The 19,533-nt window shown below is 41.7% G+C and carries 19 protein-coding genes; 4 read left to right on the forward strand and 15 right to left on the reverse strand.

Annotation, left to right across the window (positions count from 1 at the left end; translation table 11 throughout):
• Nucleotides 1-66: 66 nt before the first annotated feature.
• Complete coding sequence (gnd, locus tag HG263_RS02540; RefSeq protein WP_171624503.1) at nt 67-1,440, reverse strand: NADP-dependent phosphogluconate dehydrogenase; 1,374 nt, start codon at nt 1,438-1,440, stop codon at nt 67-69.
• 432 nt (nt 1,441-1,872) lie between these two features.
• Between gnd and pyk the strand changes: the two genes are divergently transcribed.
• Nucleotides 1,873-3,306 (forward strand): pyruvate kinase, encoded by a 1,434-nt coding sequence (pyk, locus tag HG263_RS02545; protein ID WP_171624504.1) that lies wholly within the window; start codon nt 1,873-1,875, stop codon nt 3,304-3,306.
• Between the two features lie 29 nt (nt 3,307-3,335).
• Here pyk and HG263_RS02550 read toward each other — a convergent pair whose 3' ends face one another.
• From HG263_RS02550 to HG263_RS02575, 6 genes are all read right to left on the reverse strand, one after another.
• Nucleotides 3,336-4,160, reverse strand: a complete 825-nt coding sequence (locus HG263_RS02550) for a LytR/AlgR family response regulator transcription factor (RefSeq protein ID WP_171624505.1) — start codon at nt 4,158-4,160, stop codon at nt 3,336-3,338.
• The gene (locus HG263_RS02555; RefSeq protein ID WP_171624506.1) at nt 4,160-5,230 is read right to left on the reverse strand and encodes a sensor histidine kinase; all 1,071 of its coding nucleotides are present in this window, start codon (nt 5,228-5,230) and stop codon (nt 4,160-4,162) included. Before HG263_RS02555 ends, HG263_RS02550 begins: the two co-directional genes overlap by 1 nt.
• Before the next feature lie 139 nt (nt 5,231-5,369).
• A complete protein-coding gene (locus tag HG263_RS02560) occupies nt 5,370-6,926 on the reverse strand; it encodes a SulP family inorganic anion transporter (protein WP_171624507.1) in 1,557 nt (518 codons plus the stop codon).
• Nucleotides 6,927-7,311: 385 nt separating this feature from the next.
• Nucleotides 7,312-7,770, reverse strand: a complete 459-nt coding sequence (locus tag HG263_RS02565) for an Lrp/AsnC family transcriptional regulator (RefSeq protein WP_070985187.1) — start codon at nt 7,768-7,770, stop codon at nt 7,312-7,314.
• Nucleotides 7,771-7,841: 71 nt separating this feature from the next.
• Nucleotides 7,842-8,483 carry an MBL fold metallo-hydrolase gene (locus HG263_RS02570; RefSeq protein WP_171624508.1) on the reverse strand — a complete coding sequence of 214 codons (642 nt, stop codon included), beginning with the start codon at nt 8,481-8,483 and terminating at the stop codon, nt 7,842-7,844.
• A gap of 1 nt (nt 8,484) precedes the next feature.
• The gene (locus tag HG263_RS02575; RefSeq protein ID WP_171624509.1) at nt 8,485-10,275 is read right to left on the reverse strand and encodes a M14 family metallopeptidase; all 1,791 of its coding nucleotides are present in this window, start codon (nt 10,273-10,275) and stop codon (nt 8,485-8,487) included.
• 148 nt (nt 10,276-10,423) lie between these two features.
• On the opposite strand from HG263_RS02575, the gene HG263_RS02580 reads away from it, so the two are divergent.
• On the forward strand, nt 10,424-11,251 hold the full coding sequence (locus HG263_RS02580) for an SDR family oxidoreductase (RefSeq protein ID WP_171624510.1): 828 nt from the start codon (nt 10,424-10,426) through the stop codon (nt 11,249-11,251).
• A 76-nt stretch (nt 11,252-11,327) separates the two neighbouring features.
• On the opposite strand, the gene rplT is transcribed toward HG263_RS02580, so the two are convergent.
• The 4 genes from rplT to thrS all read right to left on the reverse strand — a co-directional run bounded on the left by rplT (nt 11,328) and on the right by thrS (nt 14,615).
• Nucleotides 11,328-11,687: a 50S ribosomal protein L20 gene (rplT, locus tag HG263_RS02585; protein WP_152086179.1), complete on the reverse strand. Its 360-nt coding sequence runs from the start codon at nt 11,685-11,687 to the stop codon at nt 11,328-11,330.
• 15 nt (nt 11,688-11,702) lie between these two features.
• Nucleotides 11,703-11,903, reverse strand: coding sequence for a 50S ribosomal protein L35 (rpmI, locus tag HG263_RS02590; RefSeq protein WP_070985175.1), 201 nt, complete (start codon nt 11,901-11,903; stop codon nt 11,703-11,705).
• Nucleotides 11,904-12,087: 184 nt separating this feature from the next.
• Nucleotides 12,088-12,648 (reverse strand): translation initiation factor IF-3, encoded by a 561-nt coding sequence (gene infC, locus HG263_RS02595; RefSeq protein ID WP_171624902.1) that lies wholly within the window; start codon nt 12,646-12,648, stop codon nt 12,088-12,090.
• A gap of 56 nt (nt 12,649-12,704) precedes the next feature.
• On the reverse strand, nt 12,705-14,615 hold the full coding sequence (thrS, locus tag HG263_RS02600; RefSeq protein ID WP_171624511.1) for a threonine--tRNA ligase: 1,911 nt from the start codon (nt 14,613-14,615) through the stop codon (nt 12,705-12,707).
• A gap of 254 nt (nt 14,616-14,869) precedes the next feature.
• Between thrS and HG263_RS02605 the strand changes: the two genes are divergently transcribed.
• Complete coding sequence (locus tag HG263_RS02605) at nt 14,870-15,874, forward strand: endonuclease/exonuclease/phosphatase family protein (RefSeq protein ID WP_171624512.1); 1,005 nt, start codon at nt 14,870-14,872, stop codon at nt 15,872-15,874.
• A gap of 63 nt (nt 15,875-15,937) precedes the next feature.
• Nucleotides 15,938-16,384 (forward strand): DUF3010 family protein, encoded by a 447-nt coding sequence (locus tag HG263_RS02610; protein WP_171624513.1) that lies wholly within the window; start codon nt 15,938-15,940, stop codon nt 16,382-16,384.
• Between the two features lie 23 nt (nt 16,385-16,407).
• On the opposite strand, the gene HG263_RS02615 is transcribed toward HG263_RS02610, so the two are convergent.
• From HG263_RS02615 to HG263_RS02630, 4 genes are all read right to left on the reverse strand, one after another.
• Complete coding sequence (locus HG263_RS02615) at nt 16,408-16,956, reverse strand: hypothetical protein (protein ID WP_171624514.1); 549 nt, start codon at nt 16,954-16,956, stop codon at nt 16,408-16,410.
• A 49-nt stretch (nt 16,957-17,005) separates the two neighbouring features.
• Nucleotides 17,006-17,248: a DUF2164 domain-containing protein gene (locus HG263_RS02620; RefSeq protein WP_171624515.1), complete on the reverse strand. Its 243-nt coding sequence runs from the start codon at nt 17,246-17,248 to the stop codon at nt 17,006-17,008.
• A complete protein-coding gene (locus HG263_RS02625; protein WP_171624516.1) occupies nt 17,238-17,546 on the reverse strand; it encodes a hypothetical protein in 309 nt (102 codons plus the stop codon). The genes HG263_RS02620 and HG263_RS02625 overlap by 11 nt, the downstream gene beginning before the upstream one ends.
• Nucleotides 17,547-17,639: 93 nt before the next feature.
• Complete coding sequence (locus HG263_RS02630) at nt 17,640-19,493, reverse strand: protein kinase domain-containing protein (protein WP_171624517.1); 1,854 nt, start codon at nt 19,491-19,493, stop codon at nt 17,640-17,642.
• Nucleotides 19,494-19,533 lie beyond the last annotated feature (40 nt).

The following is a 19,533-nucleotide window of genomic DNA, read 5'->3' on the forward strand; positions in this document are numbered from 1 at the left end:
CTTGTAGCAAAAAAATAGCCGACAATAAGTCGGCTGTTTTTTTGACCCATATTGTCGTTATGCAGATTAACGTACCTTAGCGTCTATCTCTACCAAGTCAGTCAAATGACAAGTCTCACCGCTGTGGGTTTTAATACCATGTTCACCAAAATAATCTCGCTGAGCTTGCACCAAATGTCCATTGCTTGGTGTACTCAATGTTGCTATATAGGTTTGCGTTGACGAAAGCACTGGGAATGCCAAACCGCTGGCAATCGCAAGCCCTGTCACTTTACGAAGTGACGACGCTTCTTTTTCCAGTGTATCGATAAACTCAACACCCTGTGCAATATCGTCAAGGTAGTCGGCTCTGATGATACAGCCAGCACGCCAAGTTTGTAGCGTTTTAGCTAAATCAACTTTCCATTGATGTGCACGAGATGCCCCTTTTATCAAAGCAAGACCTTGTCGATAGCAAAGTAAACTTGCCAAATAAAACGCTTCTTTGAGTTCATCTAAGTCAACATCAATGGCAACAGTATCTTTACTTGCATACGTCATTTCTTTAGCAGCATGAGTATCAATGGTATTCGTTAAATGCCTTGCTTGCACAGCAGCAACCAACGAAGGTACAGCTATACCAAGCTCCAGCGCATTTTGCGCCGTCCAAAGACCAGTCCCTTTTGCGCCAACTTTATTATCGATTAAATCGACCAATGGTTCAGTTCCTGTCGTCTCAAGACTAAGAATATGACTAGAAATAGATAGCAAATAGCTATTTAAAGTGCCCTGTGACCACTGTTCAAAAATTGCTGCAACTTCCTTCGGAGAGCGTCCAGTACCATGGCGCAATAGCTGATATGTTTCAGCGATCAATTGCATCAGCGCATATTCAATACCATTGTGCACCATTTTCACAAAGTGACCACTGGCTGATTGACCAACACGCGCGAAACACGAGTCACCATTATAACTGGCGGCAACTTTTTCAAACCATGGCTCGACACGCTCCCAGCCACCTTCTGAACCACTTGCCATCATTGCAGGACCATGACGAGCCCCTTCAGCACCGCCTGAAATGCCCATAGTGGCAAATTCGAATTTATTCTGATACTTCAATTTACGAGCGATACCGTCTTTGTAATTACTGTTACCACAGTCAACAATGATATCCTCTTTTGACACGCCCGCTTCAATTAAGTCAACACACACTCTATCAACTAATTCGCCAGCTGGAACCAATAGTAAAATTGAGCGTGGCGACTCTAGGCGTCGAACCATATCACCGAGATCTGAAACTATGTGTAAACGCTCGGCTAAGCCCAAAGATTGAGCACAGCTTAATAGCTCAGCGCCTGCGTCGGGGTTCGTGTCATAGGCAACTAGTGTTAACCCCTTTTCAATAAGATTCAGCGCGAGGTTTTTACCCATCACACCTAAACCAACTAATGCAACTTGCATTTAGTTTCCTCCTCGGTAACTACAATATTGTGAGTATATGTATTTCTCGGTCATTATACCCCAGCTAGGCTAAGATGCTAAATTATGCGCTTTGGCATGTATTAGTGACTTACAGATATAAACGTATAATTCATTATATTTTGTATTGAGCCCATTGCTGAGGCTTTGATAAAGAACAAAAAACACTCACAGGTAAACTTTTTTGCAACGGTTTCAGTGATTGACCTATACTGACACCGGTGTCATAATGACGTCATACAGATCATATAATTTAATCTAGTCGTTAAAAAGCCTTTTGAGTTAATTCTTTGCGAACTAGAGTAATTTGCAGCAAAAATGACTTAAAATTGTTTTATTTGCTACCAAATGATGTTGTAAAAGATTTAGTATAAATAACATAACCCTATGGATATAGGCCTACTGGAGATCCTGATGCTTAGACGCACGAAAATCGTAGCCACACTTGGTCCGGCAACTGATAGAGATAATAATTTAGAAAAAATCATCCAAGCTGGCGCTAATGTGGTCAGACTTAATTTCTCCCATGGTGTAGCTGAAGACCACAAAAACCGCGCACAAGCTGTACGTGATATTGCTCAAAAGCTAGGTAAGCATGTGGCCATCTTAGCTGATTTACAGGGTCCAAAGATCCGTGTTTCTACGTTTTTAGAGGGCAAAGTAACTTTGGAAGTTGGCGCTAAATTTACATTAGATGCCAAGATGGAAAAAGGCCAAGGTACAATCGAAGCCGTAGGCATTGATTACAAAGAATTGCCACAAGATGTCAGCAAGGGAGACCTTTTATTACTCAATGACGGTCTTATTCAGCTAACTGTTGACAGTGTTGAAGGTCACTTAGTTCACACAACAGTCACTGTGGGTGGTGTATTATCAAACAATAAAGGTATCAACCGCTTAGGGGGTGGGTTAACCGCGCCTGCATTCACCGAAAAAGACAAAGAAGATTTAATCACTGCATCAGAAATTGGCGTTGATTATATTGCAGTCTCATTTCCGCGCAGTGGTGATGACATGCGCTATGTTCGCTCATTAGCTGAAAAAGCAGGTTCTAATGCGCAACTACTCGCTAAAATTGAACGTGCAGAAGCCGTAGAAACGCAAGAAGCAGTTGATGATATTATTCTAGCTTCAGATGCGGTCATGGTTGCACGTGGTGATTTAGGTGTTGAAATTGGCGATGCTGCACTGGTTGGCAAGCAAAAGTTGATCATCAGACGCGCTCGTTCACTTAATCGTACCGTGGTGACTGCTACGCAGATGATGGAGTCGATGATAGATAATCCAATGCCAACTCGTGCTGAAGTAATGGACGTTGCAAACGCAGTATTAGATGGTACCGACGCTGTTATGCTATCTGCAGAAACTGCAGCTGGCGACTACCCAGAAGAAACTGTAGCAACGATGGCAAGAGTTTGCTTAGGTGCAGAGTCACAACCAGAGATACACGTATCAAAGCACCGTTTAGACAGTATGTTTTCTGATACCTCAGAAACATTGGCTTTATCTGCCATGTATGCAGCCAACCATTTAGATAGCGTAAAGGCAATTGTAGCGTTAACGGAGTCTGGTAAAACCGCAAAACTTATGTCACGTATTAGTTCTGGTTTACCAATCTACTCTCTATCTAGACATCAAAGTACGCTTGGACAAACTGCACTTTATCGCGGTGTTTATCCAGTCTATTTTGATTCAACACAATGTTCTGACAAAACAATGGTACGTGACGCGCTCAATACACTTGTTGAAGCAGGCTCACTCAAAGCTGGTGACACTGTAATATTGACTCATGGTGACGCCATGGAAACAATCGGTGCAACTAACACAATGAAAATTGTGACAATTTAAGCTAACTTGCTAGGCAGTTAATTGGCTGCCTAGCTTGCCAACGCCGCTTTTACTTTATCACGGTAGCTGCGACTAACCTTCAACTCTTGTCCGTTATCTAATACCAATAGATACTCACCACTACTTTGCGTAACCAATTTGCTGATTTGTTTAGTATTCACAATTGCAGAACGGTGAACACGTACAAATAAAGCGGGATCGAGTTCTTGCTCTAGCTCCTTCATCGTTTTACGCAAAATATGAGTTTGACCATCACTACAATGCAAGCACATGTAATCACCAGCAGCATCTACCCACTGAATGGTCGCTGTCGCAACACGAATGATCTCCCCCTGCTCTTTGACAGCTAATGACTCTGGGTATTTTTTATCTACCAACGTGTCGCCTGTAGCCAGCTTTTTCAGAATTTCTTCACAATTATTGCCTGTGATCCCAGCAACAAAGCTGGCTAGCTTTTTCTTGTGAATGTTATCTTGTTGTGTTTTTAAATAACTTTGCACTTTTTCCACCGCCTTTTCTAGTCTGTTGTCATCAACGGGTTTTAAAATGTAGTCCAATGCATGGATCTCAAACGCTTGCACTGCATACTGATCAAAAGCAGTTACGAATACGATTGCTGGTAGTGGCTTTACACTCTCACTCAATGCTCTTGCCACTTCAAAGCCGTTCATCCCTGGCATTTGGATATCTAAGAAAACTAAATCAATATCTTGGTTTTGACAGGCATCAATTGCTTGTTCTCCACCGGCGCATAACTCTACGACGTCTATTTGCGAAAACGATTTTAAACGCACAGCCAAGCCTTTTCTGGCCAGTGGCTCATCATCAACAATTAATGCTTTAATCTTGCTCATTACTTCTTAGCCTTCTCAAATGGAACGCGAATATTCACTTTTAAACCACTTGGTTCATTATGCGATAGCACAAGTGAATAATTATTTTCATATAGCGTTTTAAGTCTATCTATGGTGTTTGCAATACCAACGCCTTGGGCGTTTTGTAGCTGCCCATTTTTTAACTCTGCACCGGGCCCGTTGTCACCTACTTCCAACAACAACTCATTGGCGAAAACTTGTGCTTTTATTTCTAGCTTACCGCCTTCTGATAAATGGGCAATGGCATATTTAATAGAATTTTCAATCAGAGGCTGTAATATCAAACTGGGTACTAACGCTTGCTTCGCTTCATCACTCACATCTATATCAATTGATAGACGCTCATCAAAGCGCACCTTTTCAATTTCTAAGTAGAGCAACAGCGCATGTAACTCTTGTTCTAGAGCCACTTTTTTAATTGGATCTGTATTAAGGGTGTAACGTAAAAAGTCACTCAGCCTTGCCACCATTTGATTAGCATCTTTGTTTTCTTCAACCAAAATGAGTGTTGAAATGGCATTCAAAGTATTAAATAAAAAGTGTGGATTAAGTTGATACCGAAGCATCTTGAGTTGTGCTTCATGTGCCATTGTATTTGCTTTGAGTGCTTTTTGCCGTTCGCTCTGTAGTAGCTGATAGTACTTAATACCGAAATACAAACCACTCCAGCAGAGCACGATATACACGGAGTCAAGCCCTTGCTGGAGGTAGTAAAACCACTCCTCAGGGCGGTAACCATGGCGGTAGATTTCCCAGAGATTAAATTTCTGAACAACCGCCCACACAGTCCCCGTGACATAAGACGCACCAAATACCACCAAAATGAGGACCCAAGGCGAGGCGTTCCATATCTTTCTATACAAATATCTCAGGGGCACCGTCATCAAGCAGCCAGCATACGCATTAAGCACGATAACAAACACGTATATATCGCGCATCTCAAATACTTTCGAGCCAATATAGTTGACGAGTGCGTAGCCAAGCCACCCAGCTATCTGTAAAACCCAAAAAAATCGTTGTCGATTATCGACCAGTGCTTGCCATTTCAAAAGCTTATTAAACTCCTCGTAGTACACTTCGATTATATCCCAGTGCTCATGAATGAATCACTGTAAATGGTCCTAGTTTTTTTTCATTCCAGCGCAAATAAAAAAAGGCACCGAAGTGCCTTTTTTAACGCTTAATACTTTACGCGAGTTTATCCGACGCCACTTTATATTTAGGGTCTTCTATCACGTTAACTTCTACAAGATCTTTGGCCTTTTCCAAAAGGTCACGACAATCTTGGCTAAGGTGACGTAAGTGCAGTTTTTTTCCTGCTTTTGTGTATCGCTCAGCTAAGTTGTCAATAGCCTCTATCGCACTGTGATCCGCCACTCTGCTGTGCTTAAACTCGATAATGACATCACTAGGGTCGTTGTTTACATCAAACAAGTCAGCAAAGTTTTTCACTGAGCCAAAAAATAGTGGTCCATGAAGCTCATACACTTTTGAACCTTCATCATCGATATAGTTGTTTGTATAAATATGCTTAGCATGCTCCCATGCAAATACTAGTGCAGACACAATCACACCAACACATACAGCAATCGCAAGGTCACTGATAACCGTAACCCCTGATACTAATACAATTACAAATGCATCTGTTTTGGGTACACGCTTCATTAGTCTAAAGCTTGACCACTCAAATGTGCCTAATACAACCATAAACATAACACCAACCAAAGCTGCCAGCGGGATCATTTCAATTAAGCTTGCGGCAAATAAGATAAAACCGAGCAGCAATACCGCAGCAGTAATACCTGACAATCGGCTACGACCTCCAGAGTTTATGTTGATCATTGACTGGCCTATCATTGCACACCCACCCATAGCGCCAAATACGCCACAGGTCACGTTTGCAGCACCTTGACCGATACACTCACGATTACTATTACCACGAGTTTCGGTGATCTCATCAATTAAAGTTAGGGTAAGTAGAGACTCAATCAGTCCTATTGCAGCAAGCACAAGCGCATAAGGAAAAATGATAGTGAAGGTTTCCCAATTAAATGGTACAACCGGGATATGGAATTGTGGGAAACCACCAGCAATTGTTGCATTCGCGTCGCCCGACATATCTTTTAGATAATCCAATACCGTACGCGTATCTAAATCTAATCCTATAACTAAACCTGTAACCACTAAAATAGCCGCCAATGACGATGGTATCGCGGTAGTCACTTTGGGGAGGAAATGAATGATAAACATGGTCAGCGCAACTAAAGCTAACATGATATACATAGGAGTGCCTTGCATCCACTCAAGAGAGCCTTGACCATCTGATACTTTAAACTGGCCTAATTGCGCAAGAAAAATAACAATAGCTAAACCGTTCACAAAGCCTAGCATTACGGGGTGCGGAACCATGCGGATAAACTTACCAAGCTTAAACACCCCCGCTAAAACTTGCAGTATCCCCATCAACAGCACAGTCGCAAACAGGTACTCTACTCCGTGCTCAATAACTAAGCTAACCATCACCACGGCAAGTGCACCGGTAGCACCAGATATCATGCCTGGTCGTCCGCCGAAAATTGACGTAATTAAACCAACAATAAACGCAGCATATAAGCCGACTAAAGGATCTACTTGCGCTACAAACGCAAATGCAACCGCTTCTGGTACCAAGGCAAGAGCCACGGTCAAACCAGATAAGATGTCATTCTTAGCAGAGCTTGGCGCCTTGCTGATTAAATTAAACATTCACATCCTCTTGTTTTTACAACATACAGAAAAGCGCTGGATTTTAACAAAACACAGCGCTTTAAACAAATTAGATGTCAATATTATAGACTAAGGTGACTAGGGTCTGTTTATCTTTGCTGTTCACTTTTGCAGCTGCGAGTTGGGTGTTTATACAAGGCAGAGCCTGCGTAGCGTAGTTATTCTACGTGAGTCCGGCGATAACGCCGTAGAAATGACCAACTCGCGCTGCCCTGCGGGTTCATTTGAGCGCGCTTTGCTCTTTGTTGCTCTCCTTTCACTTAGATTACTAAGCTTCAAGTCGAGCGCCGCGATCAAAACACGCTCAAAGTGAACAAATTTCGAACTCGAAAGATAAACAGACCCTAGTACGGTCGTATTGTTTTTACAAAGGTAGTGCCGTCGTTCTTTTCACGCAGGTCATAGTCACGTTAGAGTGTACCTCTTGAACATACTCTAGGTTGAGTAAGTTGTCTCTGACAAACAGCTCATAACCTTCGATACCTCTAGAGATAATGCGTAACATAAAGTCCATTGTTCCAGCCATCGTGTAACATTCAGTGACTTCGTCATAACTCATTATCAGCTTCTCAAATTCTGCCAAGTTATTTCGACCGTGGTTTGACAAACGAACATGCGCATAGACCAACATATCAAAACCCAGTTGCTTTTCATCTAACAAAGCAACTTTGCCTTTAATATAACCGTCTTGTTCTAGTTTAGCGATACGACGCCAGCACGGTGATTGAGATAGCCCAACTTTGTCAGCTATTTCCGCAGTAGAAAGGCTTGCGTCTTGTTGTAATAGTGCCAATATTTGGCGATCAACCTGATTTAATGACATTGTTTTTTCTTTAAATTTTAGTCAGTGGAAAAAATTATACATGCAGACAACACATTTGTCCGCCCCTTTAGTTAACCAAATCGTCCACTCACAAATGGGTTATTTTGTTTTTCGTAACCAATTGTGGTGTTTTCACCATGCCCTGATAGCACCACCGTATCATCAGGAAGGGAAAATAGTTGCTCAAGTATAGACTGCTTCAGTTGCGACGCATCCCCTTTTGGAAAGTCTGTACGCCCAACCGAGCCTCTAAATAAGACATCACCCACTAAGACTTGCGATGATGCCTTATGGTAAAACACCACATGTCCAGGAGTGTGTCCAGGACAATGCAAAATATCTAACACCATATCCCCAAGATTAATTTGCTCTTTATCATCAAGCCAACGGTCTGGATAAAATGGCATTTTTGGTGCAAAGCCAAACATTTGTGACTGCATTGGCAAAGCATCAAACCAAAATTTTTCATCTTTATGTGGCCCAATGATATCTATGCCTAAGGCGCTTTTCAGCTCATCCGCAGCGCCCACATGGTCTAGGTGGCCATGTGTCAATAAGATAAATTCAATATTTAAATCTCGTTGCTTGATTTGCGCCAGTAACTTATCCGTATCACCACCTGGGTCGATAATTGCACTTTTTCCGCTGCTCTGACAGGTTATAAACCGCGCATTTTGCATAAACGGTGTTACTGGAACGGTAATGACTTGCACTCTACTTCTCCTTAAACAACATGAGGATCGGATATTTTAAATATGCCTGATCATAATATGGTGTTTGCGCATACAGCCATTCCATACGAGCACTTGGGTTATTTGCAAACGCTTTATCTTCGCGTATTTTACGATCAAACTCTAAGGCCATTGCCGGATTATCTTTTAACATAGAACGAGCAAATGGCTCCAGTGCATAATTTTCAACATACTCAGTTCGCTGAAAAATAGTGTTAAATTCCCCCCAGCTAAACAAAGAATCAGGGGCCTTCGGGTGTAATAAGTGAGTTGCTAATTCGCCATGTGCTTGCTGAGTTGACACAGCGTACCACCCAGTTAAATCTAATTGTCCTATCACATCATAACTAAAGGAGGCATCGACTCTAAAACGCCCTTCAAAAGGCTGCTGTGCAAAGTTGTATTGCTCAACCGAAGCCCTCTTTAAAGTACCTTGAATCTGCGGCTGTACGTTAAGTTGCTGGACCTCTATCCCATGTAATCGTAGTTTTTCGGCTACATCTGGGTAAGCAGGAGGAATGTAAAAAAATTGTGGAACATCAACTTTCAGAGCGACATCTTTTTGCCAGAAGATCGGCAACGCATCATACTGTATTGCTTCACCTAAATATTTTGCTTCAGCTTGTCCAGAAATCGCACTATCAAAGTGTTTATAGGCAACGCCTTTGAAGCTAATAAAGTCTGGTTTTTTAGCGTAATCTCTCTTTAGCACCAGTTGCTGAGGTACTTGTTCTTGCTCATAAGCAACCGCTTCGTCAAGCTCTGTATGATGCTCGGACAGCGCAGATATTAAACCGTCGTATAAAACGTAGGTACCCAAGACACGCTGCTTATAAGGCTTTAACGAGTGATTTTCTACCAAAATAGTCGGCACCCCAGCCAAGTCACCCCACCCGTTAGAAAACCTTGGACTTGCAACCCAGCCCGCTATGCCTTTTTTAAAATCTCTTTTATCCATGGCAAACACTAACGGTCCAGGAATATGGCCCTGACTTAGCAGCTTATCATCTATAACTGGCTTAATTTTAGTCTCTAGCACACGTGCAATTGATGGCGACTCACTGGCAAATTCTGGAGTAAAGCCATACGTAATATCATATTGATAATCTGCACCATCAGTAACGTGTACATCTAAGTAGAGTTGAGGTTCGTACTCATCAATCACTTTTAACACCGCTCTGACTTCTGGTGTATCCAGCTTGGTATAATCTCGATTCAAGTTAAGGTTGTTAGCATTGGTTCTAAAGCCCATCTCTCTGGGGCCACGCTGATTGATCCGATTATATTGACTACGTCTTTCATGACCATCAACATTAAGAATAGGAATAAACAAAATGTTAGCTTTGCTAAGCAAGTCCCGACGTTTACCCAATGCAATATCTCTGAGCATCATAAAAGCCGCATCTTTACCGTCAATTTCTCCTGCATGAATACCAGCTTGAATAAGTAAAGTTGGCTTATTATTATTTTTTAGCATAGAGGCAGAAAACTGACTTTGCTCAGAAGCAACAAGCATTTTAATCGCTCTGCCCGACTTACTGTAGCCAATATCAAATGCCTTAAATTGAGTCGGGTTGGCCGCAACTAAACGCTCTACAAACGCCATTGTTTGCTGATAATCTGGGGAATCTACTCCTTCACTCAACTCAAAATAAGTTGTCAGTGGGCCCTTAGTTTGCATCAACTGTTCACTTTTTCCTTGCCAAGGAATTAACGGAGGTAAATGCCCGTTTAATGACAAGCCTGCAGTTAACATAATCATGCTTGCGATCATTTTTCATTCTCAATTTTCAGCCTAGATAGCACAATTATATCAATATTTTAGTTTACATCTTACAATGTGCGGTGATTCAACAAAAATATGCAGCTAATAACATTAGGCTACTAATAAACAGGACAATACACAGTCAAAGAAGGCTTTTATGACAAAATCAATTCTTATTACAGGATGCTCAACAGGTATTGGATACTATTGTGCCCATGCTCTTAAAAGCGCAGGGTTCAATGTTATAGCATCTTGTCGAAAAGTGTCTGACGTAGGCCGACTCAGAAGTGAAGGCTTACAGTGCATTCAAATCGATTTGAGTGATGAAGTAAGCATTTTACAGGGGTTCAATGAAGCGTTGGCGTTGTGCGATGGAAAACTTGATGCTCTTTTTAACAATGGTGCTTATGGCCAGCCGGGCGCAGTAGAAGACCTCCCAACCGCAGCGTTGCGTCAGCAGTTTGAAGTTAATTTGTTCTCTTGGCATACGCTCACAACCCTTGCCATAAAGCATATGCGTCAACATGGCAGTGGCCGCATCATACATAACTCATCGGTACTTGGACTTGTCGCTCTGCCCTTTCGCGGCGCATACAACGCAAGTAAGTTTGCATTAGAAGGCTTAACTGACACAATGCGTATGGAGCTAAAAGACACCGACATTCAAATTAGTCTAATCGAACCGGGTCCAATCGCCTCTAAGTTTAGAGAAAACGCCAAACGAGCATTTGTTGATAATATTGATATTCAATCAAGTCCCTATGAACAAGATTACATTGCTCAACTAAACAGATTAGAGGCGCAAACAGCACCTCAACCGTTTACGCTCGGGCCAGAAGCTGTATATAAAAAGCTCTACCTTGCTTTAACAGCTAAAAAAGCGAAACCACGTTATTACGTCACTTTCCCGACTTATTTTATGGGATATCTAAAGCGACTTCTAAGTACTCGGTGGTTAGATAAGCTCCTGATAAATAGCCGTTGAATACATAGCTATAGCAATCATGAGATCAAAAAAAGGAGCCTTAGGCTCCTTTTTTGGGGATAAGCTTTAATGCTTATTAAGCAGCTAGACCATCTTTTGCTTTAGCAACTAATGCTGCGAAAGCTACTTGGTCGTATACTGCGATATCAGCTAGGATCTTACGATCGATTTCAACAGATGATTTTTTAAGACCATCGATGAAACGGCTGTAAGAAAGGCCGTTCTGACGTGCTGCAGCATTGATACGTGCAATCCATAATTGACGGAAAGTACGTTTCTTAGCGCGACGGTCACGGTATGCGTATTGACCTGCTTTAGTTACTGCTTGGAAAGCTACGCGGTAAACACGTGAACGTGCTCCATAGTAACCTTTAGCTTGCTTTAATACTTTTTTGTGACGTGCACGTGCGATAACACCGCGTTTAACTCTTGCCATTTCTGATATCCCCTATTAAGCAAATGGTAACATACGGTCGATAAGACCAATGTCGTTTTTGTGAACCATAGACTTAGCACGTAAGTGAAGTTTACGCTTAGAAGACTTTTTAGTCAGAATGTGACGTAAGTGCGACTGTTTACGCTTATAACCGCCTGAAGCAGTCTTTTTGAAACGCTTAGCTGCGCCTCTGTGTGATTTTAGCTTATAAGCCATTGCAATAACTCCAAATGTATTGCTTTAAACAATGTAAGTAGGCGGATGTTTCCATCACTTTGAAGGCCTAACTCACAACCAAATCCGGTGAAGGTACTACCCTTTCTTTAAAACCGGTTAATACAGGTGGCCAGCAAAGACACTTTAAACCTGTATTAAATTCGCGCGCATTATGCCGTGTTTATTACTTTTTAGCAATAGGTGACATCATCATCACCATCTGACGCCCTTCAACACGATTAGGGAAAGACTCAACAACTGCTAATTCTTCTAAGTCAGCTTTTACACGGTTAAGCAATTCAATACCAATTTCTTGGTGAGCCATTTCACGACCACGGAAACGAATAGTGATTTTAGCTTTGTCGCCCGCTTCTAAGAACTTTCTTAGGCTGCGTAGCTTAACTTGGTAGTCACCTTCATCAGTACCAGGACGGAACTTGATCTCTTTAATTTGGATCTGCTTTTGCTTTTTCTTTTGTTCTTTTTGTAATTTTGCTTTTTCAAAAAGGAACTTACCGTAGTCCATCACCTTACAGACAGGTGGTTCAGCGTTAGGACTAATCTCTACTAGATCCACTCCGGCTTCATCAGCAATCGCTTGAGCTTCTTTCAACGACATAATGGCCGCTTCCTGACCTTCTACGCCAGATAAGCGAACTTCTTTCGCAGTTATTTCTTCATTGATACGATTTTTTTGAGCTGTAGTTTGCCCTTTTTTTCCGCCTCTAATGGTACGTTCCTCCAAGAAAATCAAAATTGTTGCGTGTAGCAATCATAATTTTTATGCCACACGCAGGTTTATTATTGTCGATGCTTAATTTCTTCACTGACTTTAGCGATAAAATCTTCGACAGAGAACTTGCCAAGGTCTTCACCTTTGCGCGTTCTCACTGCTACTTCTTGTTGTTCAACTTCTTTATCACCAACAACAAGTAAGTAAGGTATACGTTTTAAAGTATGCTCCCGAATTTTAAAGCCAATCTTCTCATTTCTCAAGTCAGCACAGGCTCTAATTCCAAGTTTATTTAACTTTTGTACAATTTCATGCACGTAATCGGCTTGTTTGTCGGTGATATTCATGATCACCACCTGTTTTGGTGCCAACCAAGTTGGGAATAGACCAGCATATTCTTCGGTAAGTATACCGATAAAACGTTCAATTGAACCTAAAATTGCACGGTGGATCATTACCGGCGTCTTACGCTCGTTATTTTCTGCGACGTAAGTTGCACCTAAACGACCTGGCAATGCAAAATCTAGCTGTACTGTACCACACTGCCAAGCACGCTCTAAGCAATCATATAAAGTAAATTCAATTTTAGGGCCGTAGAAGGCACCTTCACCCGGTAAATATTCAAACTCAATGTTGTTGGCTTTCAGTGCTTCGGCTAGCGCCAGCTCAGCCTTATCCCACATTTCATCTTCACCGATGCGCTTTTCAGGGCGAGTAGAAAGTTTAACAACAATCTTTTCGAAGCCAAATGTCTCGTATGTATCGTAAACCATCTTGATACACGATGAAACCTCGTCCATGATCTGCTCTTCTGTACAGAACACGTGTGCATCATCTTGCGTAAAGCCACGCACACGCATCAAACCATGTAAAGCACCTGAAGGTTCATTTCGATGACAGCAACCAAACTCAGCCATACGCAATGGTAAATCACGGTAAGATTTCAGACCTTGATTAAAGATTTGTACGTGACCTGGGCAGTTCATTGGCTTAATTGCATATTCACGCTTTTCTGACTCAGTGGTGAACATCGCATCGGCATATTTGTCCCAGTGGCCAGACTTTTCCCAAAGTGCACGGTCCATCATCATTGGACCCTTTACTTCTTCGTAGCTATATTCGCGTAATTTTTCACGAACAAAATCTTCTAGTTCTCGGTAGATGCTCCAACCATCGTTGTGCCAAAACACCATGCCCGGCGCTTCTTCTTGCCAATGCCAAAGATCAAGTGCTTTACCAATCTTACGGTGGTCGCGTTTTTCAGCTTCTTCAAGACGTTTTAAGTAAGCCTTAAGCTGTTTCTTATCTGCCCATGCTGTACCATAGATACGCTGTAACATCTTGTTTTCTGAGTTACCACGCCAGTAGGCGCCCGCCACTTTCATAATTTTGAAATGCTGACAGAACTTCATGTTCGGCACATGTGGACCACGACACATATCGATATATTCTTCGTGATGATATAAGCCAGGTTTATCATCTTTAGCGATATTCTCGTCTAGAATCTCGATTTTATAGGTTTCGCCACGTGCTTCGAACGCGTCACGAGCCTCTTGCCAAGAAACGGTTTTCTTAACAACATCGTAGTTCGTCTTTGCAAGTTCTAGCATGCGCTTTTCGATGGCATCTAGGTCTTCTTGCGTTAAAGAATGCTCAAGGTCAACATCATAATAAAAGCCGTTGTCGATAGTTGGACCAATTGCCATTTTAACATCAGGAAACAACTGCTTAATTGCATGACCGATTAAGTGAGCACAAGAGTGGCGGATGATCTCTAAACCATCGTCATCTTTTGCAGTGATGATTTCTAAGTTCGCATCTTCTGTGATGATGTCACATGCATCAACACGTACACCATTTACACGGCCCGCAATGGTTGCTTTTGCAAGACCAGGACCGATATCTTGAGCTACTTGTAAAGTTGAAACTGGGTTTTCAAAGACACGCTGACTACCGTCAGGAAGCGTAATAATTGGCATGATAAATCCTATTTACAGTGGTGACACCTACGACGCATCACATGTACAAAAATAATTAAAATAATAATGAATGCCCAACAACGCTTTTACGAATAAGCATTGGCGCCGGCAGCGATTTAGCATACCGTGTGCTTGGGGACTTCCAAACCGAACAGTATTTTGACTGCGCACGTGACGAAATTCAAGGGAAAGACTAAAATTGATACATAAATTCTTTAATTTATACACCTTAATGCTTTATGTAAGGTTAAAACATGACTAAACACACTCGCTATTGCTTTGCGTCTTTAAATTTACTCAACTTCGCAGCGCCCCCCTTTTCTTTTTATCAACTGAAGGAGCACTATAGCGAGCCACAATGGCAGTCTAAAACGCAATTTATTACCGGTCTAATAGAGCATATCGATCCTACGGTGATTGCCTTTCAGGAAGTATTTAGCATTGATGAGCTAAAGTGCCTGTGCAAGAATTTAGGGCTAGACTATTTTGCAACTGTTGATACCCCACAGGTTGACCCAATTTACCCGAATGTATTGTTCAATCCTGTTGTTGCCATCGCCTCTAAAGTGCCTTTTAAGCAAGTTTCGGCTTTAGTTCCTTGCCCCGAACTACTTGAGTATTTAAACAATCAGCAGCAATTTAGATTTAATCGCACCCCGGTAAAGTGCCAAATCGAGCTTGAAGGTATTGGGGATATTACCTGTTATGCTGTGCATTTAAAGTCGCAAAGAGTACTCTCAATGGCACATATGTTTGCGGAGCAAGCCCCAGATGACCCTTTATTGTCTATGCTTCAGCAAACAGTGGGCATGATGCAATCGCAGATATCTCGTTCATTAGAAGCTTCTATCATCTACTACGATGCCCTTAAAGCCCAGCGAGAGCAAAATAGTGCCACACTCGTTATGGGAGATTTCAACGATAACATTCATAACCCCGCATTATCGTTTATGACTCAGGCCTTTCCTGTTCAAATCAATGAGCACTCTCATTTTGATAGTGTTGGCCTGTTCGATAGCTTTAATTTTTCAGATAATGCGCACACTTTTGAAAGCAAACCGGCAACACATTATTATCAAGGCAGTGGAAACATTCTCGATTACATCCTTACCTCAGAGCATTTTAATCCAAACAAAAACGCGCCTTTGGTCAAATCAGTTTTTTATCGCAATTTCGATGCACATTTAGACCCACAAAGGGATGAAGAAGACATTCGTTACTCAGATCACAGTGCAATCGCCATTGAGATTCTGGTGTAAGCTTTTGCTTTGAGTGTCAGGTTGCTATAATTCGCCGATAACACAATAAACTGGAATTAAATAATGAGAACATGTGGTGTTGAGATCACCGGCAGCGACGTGCTGCTGTGCTTGCTTACCAAAGAAGATGACGTTTTTGATATAAGAGATGTACGTCAAACCCGCTTCACACTAGCAAATGTAGGTCAAGATACTGAACAAATGCGCAAGTTTCAGTTCGACTTTGCAAAATTAATGGCTGATTATCAAGTTGACTCTGTAGCTATTCGCCAGCGTGCTCCAAAGGGAAAGTTTGCCGGTAGCGCAACAGGTTTTAAAATGGAAGCTGCCATTCAGTTAATTGAAGGCTTGGATGTTCGACTTCTTTCTAGCACTGAAGTAAAAGAGCAGTTAAAACGCAATCCACTGCCGATTGACTTTGAAGACACAGGCTTAAAGAAGTATCAAGAGAATGCCTTTGTTAACGCTTACGTCTACATCATGAAAAAAACTTACCGACCAGACGAGTAAAATAAGCCAACAAGCAATCCGACTTAGGTCGGATTTTTTGTGTAGTAATGATCAACCGCAAATGAATAGCACACTTTAACCAAAAATAGCCCAGCAACAAATTGATACCACCATGGTAAGCCTAAACTTGCAATCATAATTACCCCACCCAAAACCACCAGCAAAGCGATCGCCTTCTGCCAAGGATTACGAAACAACAAGTTCAAAAAACAGGCACAGATAATCACATAGGCCCATATATACAAGGCTTGTAACAGGGGTTGCTCAAATAATACCGCCACAGCAAGCAAATGAATATGAATCGCTATAAATACCCAACGTGATTTCGCACTTTTAGCATAATAGTGATTTGTACCTCGGGTAAAATTGGCTGCAGCCCCTGCAACAATATCTATGATGATCAACTCGCCCAAGGCGTATTGCCACCAAGCATATGAGTACTCTGGCGCTTGGTAATGCATCAAGGAAAAAATAACGATTGAGCCTAAGAGTGTAAAAGTCGCTATACTATATAGCGCTGATTTACTCTGTTGCTCTCCAAGTACATCATGTAGAGACTTTGGTATTTCCATATACGATTCTCCGTTGGCTTATGAGTGATTAATCAAATACTAGCAGAGCTTAGTATTTTTCCAATTCATATAGCCTATCAGTGAGCATTTCAAAATGTTGCTCTAGATGCGCTTTTGCGTCTTCAAGCGCCTGATTATAAATTTGCTTACCTATTTGCTCGATAAAAAAATCAACCATAAAGGCTGCATCAAACTGTGCTAACTCAAGTCCGAGGTTATCGGCACAATACGCTTGAGCTTGCACAATCAGCTCATCATGCTGCTGTGGAGTTAGCTTAATTTTAAGACTCATGTTTTGCTTCTAGTTGGTACAATTTATCTGACATAGCTTTCAAATCAACATCCTCTATGAAGCTATCACTCAAGCATAAAATGGCATTTAAATTATTGGTAAGCTTATCTTTTTGTAAATCACCTGGTTTAAGCGCAGTTTGCAATAAATGTAATGCCATATCTGCGAGTAACAAACGTTGCTTCTGCGGCCAATCAGCATCACTTTCACTCGCTGGGTGTTTAAGTACCGCTTGCTCCACATCATCATGAATACTCCAACTTAGGGTTAAAATGTCTTGTCTTTGTTGCTTGTCCATTTCCTTGCTCACCTATTGTTCATATGACGAATACTGTGAATAAAAATGTTATTCTGTGCAATAGCAAATAATTCAACTCATTTAAGCAATTAGTTATTTGTGATTAAGCACAATCTCCTTAGGGTTTTTTGGATAATAATGGGCCTTTTGTTGCTCACACAAGTTGAACTCTCGAGTGTTCTTATATGGCAACTTCATAAACCCAGCTACACCAACATCTTCAATGCTCATAGCATATTGCATAATGCGGTTCAGCAACTCTTTAAACTGCGCCTCTTTGCTTGCATCCAGAAGACGGTAGTAGTGGTGTATTTTCAAACGGTTTTCAAGCGACTCAAAAATAATACAGCCAGTATGATGAATTTGGTTGAGCTCAAAAACACACTTAATGATGCTCTTTGGCAACTGTAACTGCTCATCTGGGTCTTTGCCATCCTCAAAATAGCTATGTGGCCGAGTCAATTCGTTGCTCGATACGTCAACAACTGAAAAACATAGTTCAGGTAGTTTCTCAAAAATAAACGCGCCGGTTTCATCTCTTTCTAGTTGAATAGTTTGTCGTGCGTCGAATAAACAGCATTTAAATAGGCCTTTTTGAGAGATCCCCTGGGCCAACATAACAGTCGCATTGATGGCATCAATTAGCGCAGTTTGCAATTGACTGTCATGCAGGATCAAACTCGATTCGATGTACAAAGAGTGTTCTTTCCAATGGAAGCTTAGCCCACCTACAACAGGGTATTTTGCCAGTCGGCTAATCGATGCTAAAAAGGCTTTTTCGACATCACCCGTATCAAATAAAAATTCTTTATAATATCTATCAAGTTGCGCATCGTTTACGTCATGAAGTTGCTGATTGTGATCCGCTCTGCGCAAAAACTCTTTTCGAGAACTGTATACAACAGTATCTGGCTGCTCGTCGGTGTTGCTCACCCAAAAAGGAATGTTTGCCTTGCTCTCTTTACGTGGCAGACGAGGTATATATGCACGCGCTATCGCTGGCATATTACGCATAAAGTAATCGCCCGCTTGGTCTCGTGTTTGTTTGTCTTTACTCAACATGGCGTCGATCACAGAGGCAAATTCTTTCGGTAAACCTAGACTCTTCGCAGGAATAACATGTGAGCCAAAGCGGCAAGACTGGGCACTCGCCAGCGCGTAAATAGTTGACGCAACGCCTTGCTCATCAAATCGAGGCGACGATTGCGCACCAGACATTTGTTCATCACCAATAAAATACACATCACCCATTCTGGCGTTGGTACTGGATATGTCAGAAGACATAAGATCCATGATATTACTTGCTACAGGCTCGCCATGCTCATCAATTTGAGCATAAACTGAACTTCCCCAGTCTACCAGCGAAAAATTCTTGGTTTTTTCATCCCAGACAATATTCGATGGTTTAATATCACCATGTACAATGGGTTGAGGAGACATACCATTTCTGTGCGCCCGTAAGTCTCGCAATACGTTACGAAGCTTAAGTGCTAAAGCAACTAACTCATCAGGATAAAAGCGACCTCGCTTTAGAGAGATTTTTTCTAAATCTTCCCCAGGCGCTCGCGCCATCATTAAGATCCCTTGCTTTTTAACTCGTTCAAAAGCAAAAAATTTAGGCACCATTGGGTTGCGGATCTGCGATAGCATATAAGCTTCGTCTTCTAACCTATCACGAATGGCTTGAGACAAAGTAATACGAGAAAATTTAAATACCCATTGCTGTGCATCTGGGCTGACTCCCGCAAAAACGAAACCAAACGCCCCCGAGCCAATAATCTCTACATCGGTATAGCCAAGCATTGAAAGCTGCTTTTTACAAATATTAAGCCACTGGCGATGTTTTTTAGCGTCATGATGCGACAACAAATAAATTGATTGTTGCTCATTAATGTAGAAATTATGGATGGATTTAGCGCTTTGCTTAATGGAAGCCTGGTTTTTCATTCTTTTTGTCGCTAACGAAAAAGGCCGAATAATTCGGCCT

The sequence above is a fragment of the Pseudoalteromonas caenipelagi genome, from assembly GCF_013140855.1.
Taxonomy (GTDB): domain Bacteria; phylum Pseudomonadota; class Gammaproteobacteria; order Enterobacterales; family Alteromonadaceae; genus Pseudoalteromonas; species Pseudoalteromonas caenipelagi.